Below are 14,140 nucleotides of genomic sequence, written 5' to 3' on the forward strand. Positions count from 1 at the left end.
CACGCGTGCGTATGACCGTCGTAGGGGCACTGCTGCTGTGCACGACCGCCGCACTGCCGAGCGGGGCGGCTCTCGCGGCCGGCACGCCCAGCCCGTACGCCTTCGCGCCGGACGCCCGATCCGTCGCGGGTGCGACAGGCACTGCGGATGCCGTACGCCTCACACCCGGAGCGACGTACAAGAGCTCCCTGCCGAGCGACGGGAAGATCTACTACCGCCTCGACCTCGACGCCACCTCCGACACATACGTCTCCGCGACCGCGATCCCCGCCCCCGGCAGCACTGTCGCCGCGAACGACGGCATCAGGATCTCCGTGCAGGACACTGACGGCCACTCCTGCTCCTTCGAAACCCAGACTTTCCGCGCCGTCCAGAGCCCACGGCCCATCGCGGCGTGGGCGGCACGTGAGATCTCCGCCAACAGGTCTCGTTGCGAGAGCGCGGGCACCTACTACGCGGTCGTCGAGCGCGTCGGTCCGGCGAGTTCCGCGACGGACACCTGGGACCTGGAGCTCTTTGCCGCCTCCGAGCCGTCCCTGGAGCAGACGGGCGCGACGAGTGCCCCTGAGGCGTGGGACTCCGCCTCACCCGCCCCGCTCACGGGCCAGGGTGTGCGCCGAGAGGGCGGCTCCGGCTTCGCCTCGGCGGTGGCCGTCGGTGAGGGGGTCTGGAGTACAGACATCGAGCCCGGCCGGACGTTCTTCTACAAGGTGCCGCTGGCCTGGGGACGCCAGCTCTATGCCACCGCCGAACTGGGCAGCTCGGCCGGCGGTGACGGCATTGCGGTCGGTGCCCTCGACCTCTCGCTCTACAACCCGGCACGCGGGCTCGTCGAGTACGCGGGCACCAACTACGACGGCAGTCAGAAGGCCGCCGAGATCGATCCCCTGCCGCCGGTCGCGTACGAGAACCGGTACGCCGTGCCCGACCGGCTCAGCGGCATGCGGTTCGCCGGTGCCTACTACCTCGTGGTGCACCTCTCGGCCGAGGTGGCCGAGAAGTACGGCGACGGGCCGCTCCCGCTGACGCTGCGTGTGCGGGTTGGGGGTTCGGCCGAGTCAGGTCCCAGTTATGCGGGGGAGTCCGAGCCGCCGGGCGTCTTTCAGGTTGGTGGAGGCCATCCGGGGGCGGCTGCGGAGAGCGGGGCCGGGGGCGGCGGTGATGCTGCGATGACCGTGCTTGCGGTGAGTGGGATCGGGGCGGGGACTGTGGTGCTGGTGGTGCTGGGGGTGTGGATGGTGGTGGCTCGGCGGAGGGTTGGGGCCCTGTAGGGCGGGTGGGGCCCTGTAGAGCGCGGGGTGAGGCTCGGGCTGTGGGTTCGCTGGCTACTCGGGGGTCCGTGGGTCCGTGGGTCCGTGGGTCCGTGGGCCCGTGGCGCGTGAAGGCCGGTGGGGCGGCCGGGGTGCCGGCCGGTGTCTTTCGGTGCCTCAGCGGCCTCAGATGCGAGTCAGCGCCCAGAAACCCACGGCGTAACAGGCCAGCGCCAGCAGCAGAAGCGGGATCGCCACCTTGGCAGGAGGGCCGGGGCGGCGCGCGACGCCGTGGGCTGCACGACGAGTGGCGCGGTGGCCGCCGCGGCGGTGCGGCTGCGGAACTGGGGGCGCCGAAGGTGGAACCTGCGGGCTCTGAGCGGTGTACGAAGCAGTAGAGGCATCGACGCGTTGGTGTTGCACCGGCGTCGGGGGCTGAGACGGGTACTGCGGTGTGTGTGGGTGGGGGGAGGACAGGACGTGGGTGGTGTCGTAGGGGGAGGCGTGGGGCGAGTGATGCTGCGTGGCGTGGGGTGTCTGGCTGGGTACCCCCTGGCCGCCCGGGCCCTGGCCCTGGCCCTGTGTCTGACCGTGGATCTGTGCCTGACCGTGGCCATGTGCCGGGTGCGGCTGTGGCGGGGGCGTTTGAGTCCGGTGGGAGGAGGACGTGTCCTGAGGGGGTGGCAGGTGGAAGCTGCCGGTGTCCGACATGGTGAGGCGCCCGTCCTGCCTGGCCCTGTCGCTTCCGTCGCCGGGTGGGGACTGGGATGGCGTGACGTCCGAAGCCGAAGCCGAAGCCGAAGTGGAAGCCGGGGTCGGGGTCGGGGTCGGTCCGGCCACGCCCTGGCGCGGATCGCTCGGGGCCGTGCCCGAGCTGGCGCCGTTGCCGACGGCCACGTGTCCGGTGCCGCTCGCCACCGCCCCGGTGCCGGTAGGCGGGGACGCAGAGCCGGTGTTGGCCGTCCCTACAGAGCCCGAGGTCGCGTCCGCGCCGAACCGGCGCGAGCCCCCCGTGCTCTCCTCGATGCCGGGCGCCCGTTTGAACGGCCCGTCCGGCCCGAACCCCGGTGGCAGGGGGCCGATTTGGTCGAAGATCTCGATGAGCTCGTCGTCGGGGCCGGGCTCCGGAAGGAGTTCGGCGGCCGATGCGAGAGCCTTGCGCGCCCCCGTGGCCGTGCGGAACCGCGCGTGTGGATCCGGCTGCAGCAGCGAGGCCACGACCTGCCACAGTGGTTCGGGAATGCCCTTGGGCGCACCGGGAGTTCCATGCGCTGTGAAGTACTGGACGAGCGCCTTGACGTCAGGTTTGGCGCCCTCCAGCAGATAAAGGGCGACCAGTCCTACGGCGAACAGGTCGGCCGGGAAGTCCGGCTCCGAGCCCATGAGTTGCTCGGGCGCGAGATAACCGGGCGTCCCCACCACGAGGTTGGTCTCGGTCAGGCGCGGCTCACCGAGCCGCATGGCGATGCCGAAGTCGGACAGACGCAGCCGCGGCCGGGCGGTGCCGGTTGCTTCGAGGAGCAGGTTGGCGGGCTTGATGTCGCGGTGGACGACGCCCTCCGCGTGCACCGCGGCCAGCCCCGCGAGGAGCTGGTCGAGGAGCGTGCAGACCAAGGAGGGTGGCAAGGGGCCGTAGTCACCGATGAGATGGACCAGCGAACCGCCGGCCACCAGGTCCATGGTGAACAGGACCTTGTCGTCGTCGGCGGCCCAGCTGGCGGGCGCAAGCACATGGGGGTGATCGATCCGGAGGGCCTGTTCGCGGACGAACCGCAGCAGCGAGTGCGCGTCGCTCTGCTGCAGCACCTTGGCAGCCACATAGCGGCGGCGGCGGTGGTCCCAGGCACGCCAGACGGCGCCGACGCCTCCGCGTCCGATCGGGTCGACCAGTTCGTACCGGCCGGCGAAGACCTCACCCATGGCTGTGCGTCGCTCCTCCCCCTTCGACTACCCCCCTTGCTTCCCCCTCGACGAGCGATACGACTCCCCCTCGCTGACTCCCCTTCTCGCCCAGCCGCGGCGAGAGACACTCCCGCCGCTCCTTCGTGCCCGCTCGGGACGTAGGCCGTCGGCCCGGTGCCGAACCCCCTTCGGCGACCGGGCCTCGGGGTCAGTTCTGGTGGGACTGGTAGTGCGTGACCGCGTCGGAGGTGCGGCCGGCGCCGTACACCCGGAGGAACTCTGCCAGTTCCGGGTGGGTGGGGGCGAGGGTGTCCGCGGCGTCGATGATGTCCCCGGCGGCCGCCACCGACCGCAGCAGGGACTGGATCTCACGGACCACCCGCTTGACCGTGGGCGCACCCGAACTGCTCGTGGTCTGCGTCGTGTTGCTCAGCACCGAACCCCCCTGCGACTTCTTGATCTCCTCCATGCGCTCGGTGGCCTCCGCCGCGCTCACGCTGCCGTCCGCGACCTGCCCCGCCAGATCCTGCAGCAGCTGCACCCGCTGGACCACGGCGGGATTGCCGATCTTCGCCCGCTGGCCGCTCATCAGCTGCGACAGCATCGGTGCGGACAGTCCCAGTACCCCCGCGAGACGAGCTTGGTTGAGACCAAGATCGTCGATGAGCTTACGGAAGAGCGTCCCCAGCGGCTCCCCGTACCAGTTCCGCTGCAGATCCCGCGCTCTTGCGGTGGCTTCCTGCTGTGCGGCGTCCATTGCGTCTCCCCATCGCTTCCCCAAAACCGCGGTTCGCTGTAGCGAACCACGCCGAGCATCTTACGGAGAGTGGTCGTTCATCGGGACCCCCAATCTTTTTGCGAGATACGGGGGGCGACCCGGTACTCTGGTCTGCGGCGCCCGCCGGTACGTGGTTCTTCCGGTTGGTTGCTCCCCTTCCGGGGCCTTAGCTCAGTTGGTAGAGCGCTGTCTTTGCATGGCAGATGTCAGGGGTTCGACTCCCCTAGGCTCCACACTCCGGACCGGTCAGATGCCTCGTTGCCTCTGGCCGGTTTTTGTATGCCCTGGTCTCCGGTGGACCTTCCGGTGGACGCGATGTCCTGAGTGACGTGTGTCACGTGACGGGCCGGCGGGGGCGTTGCAGACGTTTGCGCAAATGCGTGGGATCGGTGGAGCCCCCGGGGTCGCTGTGCAGGTGGCGGACGTGGCGCCAGGGTGGCGGGCTCGGGCGGGGAGGCCCTGTGTGAGCTGGCGTGAACGCGATGGCGTAATCAGAAGGATGCGCTCCGTTAAGAAAATCTGTGCGGGACTTGCACACACGGGCCGTTGCAAACGTCATCGTGGGCGGAGGGCGTAAACACACGCCGTCCCGAGGCCCACCGGGGGTGCTGAGCGGCCTCGCCTTGCATCAGGAAGGCACAACAGCACAGTGACGATGGACATTGCCGGTGAGGTGATCCTGGCGGCGCTCGCCCTACGGGTGTTCGGCCGTGACGCGGTCGTTCTGTTGCGTCGGCTGGCCGCGGCCGGAGTACGCGCGGGCATCAGCGAGATGCGGCGCGACCTCCCCGAGGGCGCCAACAGCCCACACCACGAGGGGCAGGCATCGTGAGTCAGGACCTGCCCAGCCAAGCCTCTCGCGCGCCGCGCATGAAGAAACTGCCGCTGGACTTCGAGGCCTTCCATCAGATGTACCGGCCGCTGTACGTCAACTGGGCCAAGTCCAGGCTGGGCAACTGGCACGACGCCGAGGAAGCGGTCGATGCCGCCTTCGAGCAGCTGCTGAAGGCGTGGAGCATCGTGCTGTCCAAGGAGAACCCCGCCGCGTATGCCTGGCGTGTGCTCAAGAACAGCACCATCGACCACTCCCGCACCCGCGACCGCCGCCCGGCACTCATCGGCGAGGCCTTCGAGACCGTGGCGCTGGACCGGGCCGTGGACCCCATCAGCCAACTCGAGGAAAGCCTCAACCTCTACGCGGAGATCGGCCAGCTGCCGCCACGTCAGATGGACGTGGTCCTCCTGCACTTCGGGCTCGGCTACAGCGCGGTCGAGATAGCCGCCGCCCTCGGTATCACCCCGGCCGGCGTGCGCTCCACCGTCCGCCACGCCAAACGGCGCCTCCAACACGCGTACGGCGTGAAGAAGAGCCTCGGGGAATCCCGTGCGGACGCCGAGCCCTCTACTCGCGCGGAAGGGCAAGCCTCGGAGGGGCAAGCCGAGGAAGGGAACGCTGAGGAAGGGAATGCCGATGACATCGCCCATTGACGAGCTGCTCGGCCGGGCCCGCCTCCTCCGTCCGCCCTACGCCCAGGCAGCCATAGAGGCGGCGGCCGTACGCCTGTCCGCGCGCGCCGCCTCGTTCCTGCACCCCACCGACCCGAACCCCGCAGACGTCACCGCCGACCAGGCCCCGCCGATCGCGCAAGGCCAGGCGCCTCCGGCCGACGAACGCTCCGCCGCCGACGACCTCCAGACCCTCTGCGAGACGGTCATCACCCACACCGACGCCCTCGCTGATCTCGAGGAGTTCCTCGCCCGGGCCCTGCCCCAGCCGCCGGGAGCCCGTGTCCTCGGCTGCATGCTTCAGCTCTGTGCGCGAGAGGAGTCGGCACGCTTCTGGTGGCAGTACGCCGCGGGCGCCGGGGACTCCGCTGCCAGCTACTGCCTCTATCTGCACCACCGCGCGCTGGGCGAACCCGGAGTCGCCGACTGGTGGCAGACCCAGCACGCGCGGTACGCCCGCAGCGTCCGGCCCGAGACGGACGACCCGCACGGCGAGGGCACCGTCGGTGCGGACGCCGCCATCCGGATCGAGGACTCCGGCCCCGAGCCCGAGGACGAGATCAGCACCACCCTCCGCGTCCTGCGCGCCCTCAAGCCCGACTGCCCACCCGTCCCCGACCCGGTCAGCGCCGTGCTGCACTACATCCCCGCCGCCGTTGCCTACGTGGACGATGACCTGGACCTGCCACTGCCGGACCCCGACTTCACCGACCGAATACGCGCCCTCGCCACGCCGACCCCAGCGGTGCAGGACATCGCGCGGCGTGGCCGCAGGCTCGCCCCCCTGCCGTCGCGCCGGCGGACGTGACCGGCGTTTCACGTGAAACAACGCCGTGGGGCGGGAGACCCTCAAGTCTCCCGCCCCACGGCGCAGTTCAATATTCGAGCCGGAGCTGGACCTCTCACATCGCTGGTCTTCGCATGGCCGGTCCTCGTCTCGCAGGCCCTCGTCCTAGCGGCCGTCGTCGCGCCGAGCGGCCTCCTCCTCGGCTTCCTTCGCCTCGACCTCGGGATCGAGGGCGGACTTGCCGCTGCCGTCCACCGAAGAGAGACGGTTCGACTCGGGGACCTCGGTCGCGGCGGGAGGCTCGACCAGCCAGTCCGGGTTGGCCTGCTTGTCCCACCACTTCCACGCGGCGAACGCTCCGCCCGCGAGGGCGCCGAGCACCGCCAGCATCTTCATGGTGCGGCCGGCCCGGGCGCGCCGCTCGTGCCTACGGACGAGCTTCTCGATTTCCTTCGGCGAGACCTGACCGCGCAGCGCGGCCAGTGCGGCCGCACCGCGCGCGGTGGCCTCGTCCCTGACGGGTCCGGCCGCGGCCACTGCCTGCTCGAGCCTCGGACGGGAGTAGTCGGCGGCCTGCCGGGCAGCCTTACGGGTACGGACGGCGGCTTCATGCGCGGCGTTGTCGACGCCCGGCGGCACATGAGCAAGGGCCTGCTCCAAGCGCGGCGCGACATACACGCCGTACTGCAGGCGGGCCTGGGCGCGGGCCTGCTCGGTGGCCTGCGTCACCTTCGGCGCGAGCCGTACGCGTGCCTCGTGTGCGTAGTGTGCGGCCCTGTCCTTGGCGGTGTCGGCGTAGGGCGCCACCACTTCCGCGGCGTGCAGCACGCTGTCCTTCGCCGAGCCGGTCGCGGCGCGCACGCTGTCGATGCGGGTCACGGGTTCCTCCTCCACGGTGGCGTACGGTAATTCGACTTTCCACACTTTTACGGATCATGCCTGTCAGAACGCTGCGCGGCATGTGAGGGCGGGCATTTGGGTGCCCATGAGCTTGATCAAGTGCAATAACGGACCAATGCGGGGCAACGGTGGCTTGTCGTCGACAATGCCACGGTTCTGCGCGTCGCGCCCCCGCCACGGACCGACTCGTCGGGTTTTCTGCAAGCAATCCGCCCGGTTGCGCACCGGTGAACGACCGCCGGGGGACGGATGTCGCCGTACGTGCGAGGATCGTGGGGTCACAGGAAGACAACGGAAGGCAGATCGTGGCCGAGCAGCTCTACGCCACCCTGAAGACCAACCAAGGCGACATCGAGGTCCGGCTCCTCCCGAACCACGCGCCGATCACGGTCAAGAACTTCGTCGAACTCGCCAAGGGCGAGCGTGAGTGGACGAACCCCACCACCGGGGAGAAGTCCATGGCCAAGCTCTACGACGGCACGGTCTTCCACCGGGTCATCAGCGGCTTCATGATCCAGGGCGGTGACCCCCTGGGCAACGGCACCGGCGGCCCCGGCTACCAGTTCCAGGACGAGTTCCACCCGGACCTCGCCTTCGACAAGCCGTACCTGCTGGCCATGGCCAACGCCGGACCGGGCACCAACGGCTCGCAGTTCTTCGTCACGGTCTCCCCGACGACCTGGTTGAACCGCAAGCACACGATCTTCGGCGAGGTCACCGACCCGGCCAGCCAGAAGGTCGTCGACGCCATCGCCGGTGTCCAGACCAACCCGCGCACCGACCGCCCGCTCAGCGACGTCGTCATCGAGTCGGTCGTCGTCGAGACCCGCGAGGGCTGAGTCCGACACGTCCCGCAGGGAACCAATCGCCCCGCTCGTCCGTAAGGATGAGCGGGGCGATGTATGAGGACGTGCATCGCGTACGACGACCTAGGGGACCCTCATGGACCAGCCGGCAGGTAGCCCGCAGGACGCGCAGAGCCTGCCCGTCTGCTACCGCCACCCGGACCGCGAGACCGGCATCCGCTGCACCCGTTGCGAGCGTCCCATCTGCCCCGAATGCATGGTCAGCGCCTCCGTCGGCTTCCAGTGCCCCGACTGCGTCCGCAGCGGCTCCGGCACCGGACACGCCCCTGACGCCGCCCGCCCCCGCACCATCGCAGGTGGCAGCATCGCCGCCGACCCGCGCCTGCTGACGAAGATCCTCATCGGGATCAACCTCGCGGTCTTCATCGCTGTACAGACCAGCACCGCGTTCCTGAACGACCTCGTCCTCATCGGCACCTGGCCCCCCGCCCCCTTCAACCCCACCGAGGGAGTCGCCGAAGGTGAGTGGTACCGCCTGGTGACCTCGATGTTCACGCACGAGGCCATCTGGCACTTCGCCTTCAACATGCTCAGCCTGTGGTGGCTCGGCGGCCCCCTCGAAGCGGCTCTCGGCCGTGCCCGCTACATCGCGCTCTACTTCTGCTCGGGCCTCGCGGGCAGCGCCCTGGCCTATCTGCTGGCCTCCCCGACGACGGCCACCCTCGGCGCCTCCGGTGCCATCTTCGGCCTCTTCGGCGCGACAGCAGTCCTCATGCGGCGCCTCAACTACGACCTGCGACCGATCATCGCGCTGCTGGCGATCAACCTGATCTTCACCTTCGCCCCGGGATTCAACATCTCCTGGCAGGCCCACATCGGCGGCCTGGTCGCCGGCGTCATCATCGGCTACGCCATGGTCCACGCCCCCCGCGAGCGTCGGGCGCTGGTGCAGTACGGCACATGCGCGCTGGTCCTGGCCGCGGTGGTCCTGATGACCGTGCTGAGGACGCTCCAGCTCACCTGAGCCGTGCCGTTATCCACGTGAGCGGCCCTGTTGTCCACAGCGTGTGGCGGATCTTGTGCGCACGGTGTGGGTATAGCTTCGCCCCCTGTCCAAGCCCTACGTTTCCGCAGGTCAGGCAGGGGGCGTACGCGCGTTCGAGTGGCCTTCGGGCGACCGGTGTGGCTGTCATACCGGCGTCAACGTCCGATGGGTTATCCACAGATCGTCGTCTTTTCCCCAGTCAGCTTGTGGAAATTGCTGCAAGGCTGTGGATAACTCAGCGGATAGCCGTGGGCAGAGCCCTGTTCACCGCGAAGCGGCCGCCGCGTCGACTGCCGCTCAAGGTGTCGCCTCGACCGCTACTTCCACTGGGTGGAGACGCCGAAGCCGGCGGCGATGAAGCCGAAGCCCACGACGATGTTCCAGTTGCCCAGCGCGTCGAGGGGCAGCGAACCGTCGGTCACATAGAAGACGACGATCCAGGCGAGGCCGATGAGGAACATGGCCAGCATCACGGGCGCGACCCAGGCGCGGCTGTTCAGCTTGATCGCGGTCGTCTGCTTCGACGGCGGCGGCGTGTAGTCGGCCTTCTTGCGGATACGTGACTTCGGCACGAGGGTCTCTCCTGTCGATGCGCTGCGTGGCCGCGCAGGGAACTGTGGCTGGCTCGGGGCAGCGTACAAGGGGACTCTGATTGCTCCCCCGGGCGTCCGTTAGCGTAGTGCTTCCGCGGCGCCGAAGGAGATAAGGGTACGTTGAGCAATTCTGCCGACTCCCCCGGGGCGGGATCCAGCCCTGTACGCGGCCGATTCCGGCCGGTGCGGGTGCTGACCGCGGCCGTCTTCGCTCTCGCCGGGCTCATTTTCTTCACGAGTTTCAACACGGCCAAGGGCACCAATATCCGCACGGACGCCTCGCTGCTGAAGCTCTCGGACCTGATCCACGAGCGCAGCCACAAGAACGGCGAGCTGGGCGAGTCCAACGCGGCCCTGCAGGACGACGTGGAGGCCCTGGCCGAGCGCGACGACGGCAGCACCAAGGCCGAGGACGACAAGCTGGCGGCCCTGGAGCGGAACGCGGGGACGCAGAAGCTGACGGGCGAGGCGATCTCGGTCACGCTCAACGACGCCCCGCCCGACGCCACCGCCAAGCTCCCGGGCTATCCCGAGCCGCAGCCCGACTACCTGGTCATTCACCAGCAGGACCTCCAGGCCGTGGTGAACGCGCTGTGGCAGAGCGGCGCCAAGGGCATCAAGGTCATGGACCAGCGGCTGATCTCCACCAGCGCGGTCCGCTGCGTCGGCAACACCCTGATCCTCCAGGGCCGGGTCTACTCACCGCCGTACAAGATCACGGCGGTCGGTGATCCGGAGAAGATGCAGCAGGCGCTCGCGGCCTCGGCGGCGATTCAGAACTACATGGTGTACGTCAATGTCTACGGTCTCGGCTGGAAAGTCACCGAGGACGGGACGGTGACTCTGCCGGGCTACTCGGGCACAGTGGATCTGCAGTACGCCAAGCCCGTGGAGTGAGCGAGCCCCTCTCTGGAGCTGCCGGTGCGTGTCGTCGTCAGGACCGTCAGCGAACTGTGCATCACCGCCGGCACTGTGATCGTCCTTTTCGTCGCCTATGTGCTGTTCTGGACCGGCGTGAAGGCCGACACCGTCATGGACGACCAGATCGATCAGTTACAGGACCAGTGGGCGCAGGGGGCGGTACGCCCGACGCCCGCGGCTCCCGGAGGTTCGGCGAGTCCGGGCACCGCCACGACTCCGGGTGCGACCACGAGCCCGCCGAAGCCCGCCCCGTACACCGCGGACAGGCCCTTCGCGATCATGTACATCCCGCGCCTTGGTTTCACGTGGAACAAGCCCGTGCTCGAAGGCACCGCCACCAAGACCCTCAAGAAGGGCCTCGGCCACTACGCGAACACCGCCCAGCTCGGTCAGAAGGGCAACTTCTCGGTCGCCGGCCATCGGCGCACGTACGGCGACCCCTTCAAGGACTTCCCGAGGCTGCGGGCCGGCGACGCGGTGGTGCTGACGGACGGGACGACCTGGTTCACGTATCGGATCGACAAAGGCCCCTACAAAACCGTGCCCACCGACATTGAGGTGATTGACCCTGTGCCCCGTAAGTCGGGGTACACGCGTGAAGGCCGCTATCTGACCCTGACCACGTGCGATCCCGAGTGGGGGCACAGTCACCGGCTGATCGTGTGGGCCCATCTCGACTCCACCCAGCCTGTGGAGGCCGGGAAACCGGAGGCGTTGCGCCGTTAGTCTGGTGGCTGTACGGCGTGAGTCTGGTGCCGTGGTGCGACGGAAGGGACGGCATGTACGGCTGGATCTGGCGGCATCTGCCGGGGAACGCGTGGGTGAGGGCGCTGCTCTCGCTCGCTCTGGTCGTGGCCGTGGTCTACGTCCTGTTCAACTACGTCTTCCCGTGGGCCGAACCGCTCCTGCCCTTCAACGATGTGACGGTGGACAACCAGTGAGCGCGCGCATTCTCGTCGTGGACAACTACGACAGCTTCGTCTTCAACCTGGTCCAGTACCTCTACCAGCTGGGCGCCGAGTGCGAGGTCCTGCGTAACGACGAGGTGTCGACGGCACACGCGCAGGACGGCTTCGACGGTGTCCTGCTGTCGCCGGGCCCGGGCACTCCCGAGGAGGCCGGGGTCTGCATCGAGATGGTGCGCCACTGCGCCTCGACCGGGGTGCCCGTCTTCGGTGTCTGTCTCGGCATGCAGTCGATGCAGGTGGCGTACGGCGGTGTCGTCGACCGTGCGCCCGAGCTGCTGCACGGAAAGACCTCGCTGGTCGAGCACGAGGGCAAGGGCGTCTTCGCGGGCCTGCCGACGCCCTTCACCGCGACCCGCTACCACTCGCTGGCCGCCGAGCCGCAGACGGTGCCGGCCGACCTCGAGGTCACCGCGCGGACACATGACGGCATCATCATGGGCCTGCGCCACCGGGAACTTCCCGTCGAGGGCGTGCAGTTCCACCCCGAGTCCGTGCTGACCGAGCACGGGCACCGGATGCTGGCCAACTGGCTGGTGGAGTGCGGAGACCAGGGCGCGGTGGCGAGGTCGACGGGGCTCGCCCCGGTGGTGGGCAGGGCCACGGCGTGACCGCGCTGCGCCCCGAGCGCGAGTCCGGCGCCACGTACGGGGAGTCCTTCACGGACTCCTACGGCGGCGCCGGCGACCAGGGCACCTCGTACGGGCAGCAGCCGTACGGGGCGTCGGGTGCGCTCGGGGAGCGGTACGGGGAGGGCCACGTCACTCAGGGGCAGGGGCAGGCGCACGGGCCGGGCGCCGAGGCTTACGGCGCCGACGGCTACGGCGGCGGATACACCTACGGCACCGACGGGTACGGCGCCGAGGGGGCCGCAGCGGCCCGGCAGCCGTACGAAGAACCGTATGCAGAGCCGTACATACCGCCCGCGGACGACGAGACGGTGGCCCTACGGGTACCGGATCCGCCGCCCCGCACCGGCCGCGTATCGGCTTCTGCCGCCTCCTCCGCAGCTTCCGCCACAGGAACCCCAACGGGCGGCCGTGCGGCCCGCAGAAAGGCCGCCAAGCGGCGTCACGGGCGCCATGGTGGCTCACACGCGGCGTCGGAGCCCGCCGAGACGGGCTCGGAATCCTCGCAGGCCCCCCTCTCGCGCTTGGAGGCCCGCAGACAGGCAAGGGCACGCAAGCCCAGCGCGGGTGTCCTCGCCAGCCGGGCGATCGGCGAGGTCTTCATCACCACCGGCGTGCTGATGCTGCTGTTCGTGAGCTACCAGTTGTGGTGGACGAACGTCCGCGCGCACGCCCAGGCGGACAAGGAAGCGAGCAGCCTCCAGGACGACTGGGCGAGCGGCAAGCGCAATCCGGGGACCTTCCAGCCGGGGCAGGGCTTCGCCATCCTGCACATCCCGAAGCTGGACGTCGTCGTCCCGATCGCCGAGGGCATCAGCAACAGGAAGGTGCTCGACCGGGGCATGGTCGGCCACTACGCCGAGGGCAAGCTGAAGACGGCGATGCCGGATGCCAAGACCGGCAACTTCGCGCTCGCCGGGCACCGCAACACCCATGGTGAACCGTTCCGGTACATCAACCGGCTCGCACAGGGCGACGAGATGGTCGTGGAGACGCAGGACAAGTACTACGTCTACAAGATGGCGTCGATCCTGCCGGTGACGTCGCCGAGCAACGTGAGCGTGCTGGAACCTGTTCCACCGGGGTCGGGCTTCACCGGGCCGGGCCGCTACATCACACTCACCACGTGTACGCCGGAGTTCACCAGCAAGTACCGGATGATCGTCTGGGGCAAGATGGTCGAGGAACGGCCGCGCAGCAAGGGCAAGCCGGATGCGCTCGTCAGTTAAAGGCAGATGAAAAAGTGGCAGCGACCACCGACGGCACCGAAGAGCAGACGGCCGCCCCCGCAGCACCGCGCCCCCCGGCACGCCGCCGCGGCAGGGGCCGGATCGCGACGGCGGTCAGCGTCTTCGGCGAACTCCTGATCACGGCGGGCCTGGTGCTGGGCCTGTTCGTCGTCTACTCCCTGTGGTGGACGAACGTCGTCGCCGACCGCGCGGCGGACAAACAGGCCGACAAGGTCCGTGACATCTGGGCCCACGAGGACGAGGACACCGGCCGTCCCGCCGAGTTCGACTCCAAGAACGGCATCGGCTTCCTGCACGTGCCGACGATGAGCGGCGACGACATCCTGGTCGAGAAGGGCACGACGTCGAAGATCCTCAACGACGGCGTCGCCGGCTACTACACCGATCCCGTCAAGGCGACGCTGCCGACCTCGGGCAAGAAGGGCAACTTCTCCGTCGCCGCCCATCGCGACGGCCATGGCGCGGAGTTCCACAACATCCACAAGATCAAGAAGGGCGACCCGATCGTCTTCGAGACGAAGGGCGACTGGTACGTCTACAAGGTCTACGCCGTCCTTCCCGAGACCTCGAAGTACAACGTGAAGGTCCTCTCCGCCATCCCGAAGGAATCGGGCAAGACGAAGGCGGGGCACTACATCACGCTGACGACCTGCACGCCGGTGTACACGAGCCGGTACCGGTATGTGGTGTGGGGGGAGTTGGAGCGGGTGGAGAAGGTGGACGAGGAGCGGACGGTGCCGGAGGAGCTGCGTTAGCGGCAGTCCCCTTCAGCTGTTCGCTGCCGGGCCGGACGGATGTGGCTGAGCCC

At 69.0% G+C, this 14,140-nt stretch carries 16 protein-coding genes and 1 tRNA gene; 13 read left to right on the forward strand and 4 right to left on the reverse strand.

From position 1 onward, the window contains the following. Positions 1-11: 11 nt before the first annotated feature. Positions 12-1,271 carry a hypothetical protein gene (locus tag AB5J55_RS21210; protein ID WP_369272184.1) on the forward strand — a complete coding sequence of 420 codons (1,260 nt, stop codon included), beginning with the start codon at positions 12-14 and terminating at the stop codon, positions 1,269-1,271. A 165-nt stretch (positions 1,272-1,436) separates the two neighbouring features. Here AB5J55_RS21210 and AB5J55_RS21215 read toward each other — a convergent pair whose 3' ends face one another. Both AB5J55_RS21215 and AB5J55_RS21220 read right to left on the reverse strand, forming a co-directional pair. After that, positions 1,437-3,170 (reverse strand): serine/threonine-protein kinase, encoded by a 1,734-nt coding sequence (locus AB5J55_RS21215; protein ID WP_369272185.1) that lies wholly within the window; start codon positions 3,168-3,170, stop codon positions 1,437-1,439. A gap of 190 nt (positions 3,171-3,360) precedes the next feature. After that, the gene (locus tag AB5J55_RS21220; protein ID WP_328880513.1) at positions 3,361-3,909 is read right to left on the reverse strand and encodes a DNA-binding protein; all 549 of its coding nucleotides are present in this window, start codon (positions 3,907-3,909) and stop codon (positions 3,361-3,363) included. Positions 3,910-4,090: 181 nt separating this feature from the next. Here AB5J55_RS21220 and AB5J55_RS21225 point away from each other — a divergent pair. The 4 genes from AB5J55_RS21225 to AB5J55_RS21240 all read left to right on the forward strand — a co-directional run bounded on the left by AB5J55_RS21225 (position 4,091) and on the right by AB5J55_RS21240 (position 6,244). Further along, a tRNA-Ala gene (locus tag AB5J55_RS21225) sits at positions 4,091-4,163 on the forward strand. Positions 4,164-4,579: 416 nt separating this feature from the next. Continuing rightward, on the forward strand, positions 4,580-4,762 hold the full coding sequence (locus tag AB5J55_RS21230) for a hypothetical protein (RefSeq protein WP_369276492.1): 183 nt from the start codon (positions 4,580-4,582) through the stop codon (positions 4,760-4,762). Positions 4,763-4,800: 38 nt separating this feature from the next. After that, entirely contained in the window at positions 4,801-5,418 is a 618-nt protein-coding gene (locus AB5J55_RS21235) for an RNA polymerase sigma factor (protein ID WP_369272186.1), read from the forward strand. After that, the gene (locus tag AB5J55_RS21240; protein ID WP_369272187.1) at positions 5,402-6,244 is read left to right on the forward strand and encodes a hypothetical protein; all 843 of its coding nucleotides are present in this window, start codon (positions 5,402-5,404) and stop codon (positions 6,242-6,244) included. The genes AB5J55_RS21235 and AB5J55_RS21240 overlap by 17 nt, the downstream gene beginning before the upstream one ends. A 144-nt stretch (positions 6,245-6,388) precedes the next feature. Here AB5J55_RS21240 and AB5J55_RS21245 read toward each other — a convergent pair whose 3' ends face one another. Further along, positions 6,389-7,102, reverse strand: coding sequence for a DUF5324 family protein (locus tag AB5J55_RS21245; RefSeq protein WP_369272188.1), 714 nt, complete (start codon positions 7,100-7,102; stop codon positions 6,389-6,391). Positions 7,103-7,428: 326 nt separating this feature from the next. Here AB5J55_RS21245 and AB5J55_RS21250 point away from each other — a divergent pair, with 326 nt between their 5' ends. Next, on the forward strand, positions 7,429-7,962 hold the full coding sequence (locus AB5J55_RS21250) for a peptidylprolyl isomerase (protein ID WP_369272189.1): 534 nt from the start codon (positions 7,429-7,431) through the stop codon (positions 7,960-7,962). A 103-nt stretch (positions 7,963-8,065) separates the two neighbouring features. Next, positions 8,066-8,953: a rhomboid family intramembrane serine protease gene (locus tag AB5J55_RS21255; RefSeq protein ID WP_369272190.1), complete on the forward strand. Its 888-nt coding sequence runs from the start codon at positions 8,066-8,068 to the stop codon at positions 8,951-8,953. A 338-nt stretch (positions 8,954-9,291) separates the two neighbouring features. Here the strand turns inward: AB5J55_RS21255 and crgA are convergent, their stop codons facing one another. Next, on the reverse strand, positions 9,292-9,546 hold the full coding sequence (gene crgA, locus AB5J55_RS21260) for a cell division protein CrgA (RefSeq protein ID WP_328425900.1): 255 nt from the start codon (positions 9,544-9,546) through the stop codon (positions 9,292-9,294). Positions 9,547-9,687: 141 nt separating this feature from the next. Between crgA and AB5J55_RS21265 the strand changes: the two genes are divergently transcribed. Genes AB5J55_RS21265 through AB5J55_RS21290 form a run of 6 tightly spaced genes read left to right on the forward strand, consistent with a single transcriptional unit; the run spans position 9,688 to position 14,087 of the window. Continuing rightward, positions 9,688-10,464 (forward strand): DUF881 domain-containing protein, encoded by a 777-nt coding sequence (locus AB5J55_RS21265; RefSeq protein ID WP_369272191.1) that lies wholly within the window; start codon positions 9,688-9,690, stop codon positions 10,462-10,464. 24 nt (positions 10,465-10,488) lie between these two features. Beyond that, on the forward strand, positions 10,489-11,214 hold the full coding sequence (locus AB5J55_RS21270) for a class E sortase (protein ID WP_369272192.1): 726 nt from the start codon (positions 10,489-10,491) through the stop codon (positions 11,212-11,214). Between the two features lie 17 nt (positions 11,215-11,231). Next, positions 11,232-11,429 carry a hypothetical protein gene (locus AB5J55_RS21275; protein WP_164905044.1) on the forward strand — a complete coding sequence of 66 codons (198 nt, stop codon included), beginning with the start codon at positions 11,232-11,234 and terminating at the stop codon, positions 11,427-11,429. Continuing rightward, a complete protein-coding gene (locus AB5J55_RS21280; RefSeq protein WP_369272193.1) occupies positions 11,426-12,064 on the forward strand; it encodes an aminodeoxychorismate/anthranilate synthase component II in 639 nt (212 codons plus the stop codon). Before AB5J55_RS21275 ends, AB5J55_RS21280 begins: the two co-directional genes overlap by 4 nt. Then, positions 12,061-13,311: a class E sortase gene (locus AB5J55_RS21285; RefSeq protein ID WP_369272194.1), complete on the forward strand. Its 1,251-nt coding sequence runs from the start codon at positions 12,061-12,063 to the stop codon at positions 13,309-13,311. Before AB5J55_RS21280 ends, AB5J55_RS21285 begins: the two co-directional genes overlap by 4 nt. Before the next feature lie 14 nt (positions 13,312-13,325). Continuing rightward, positions 13,326-14,087, forward strand: a complete 762-nt coding sequence (locus AB5J55_RS21290; RefSeq protein ID WP_369272195.1) for a class E sortase — start codon at positions 13,326-13,328, stop codon at positions 14,085-14,087. Positions 14,088-14,140: the final 53 nt, after the last annotated feature.

Origin of the sequence: Streptomyces sp. R11, from assembly GCF_041051905.1 — a bacterium.
GTDB lineage: Bacteria > Actinomycetota > Actinomycetes > Streptomycetales > Streptomycetaceae > Streptomyces.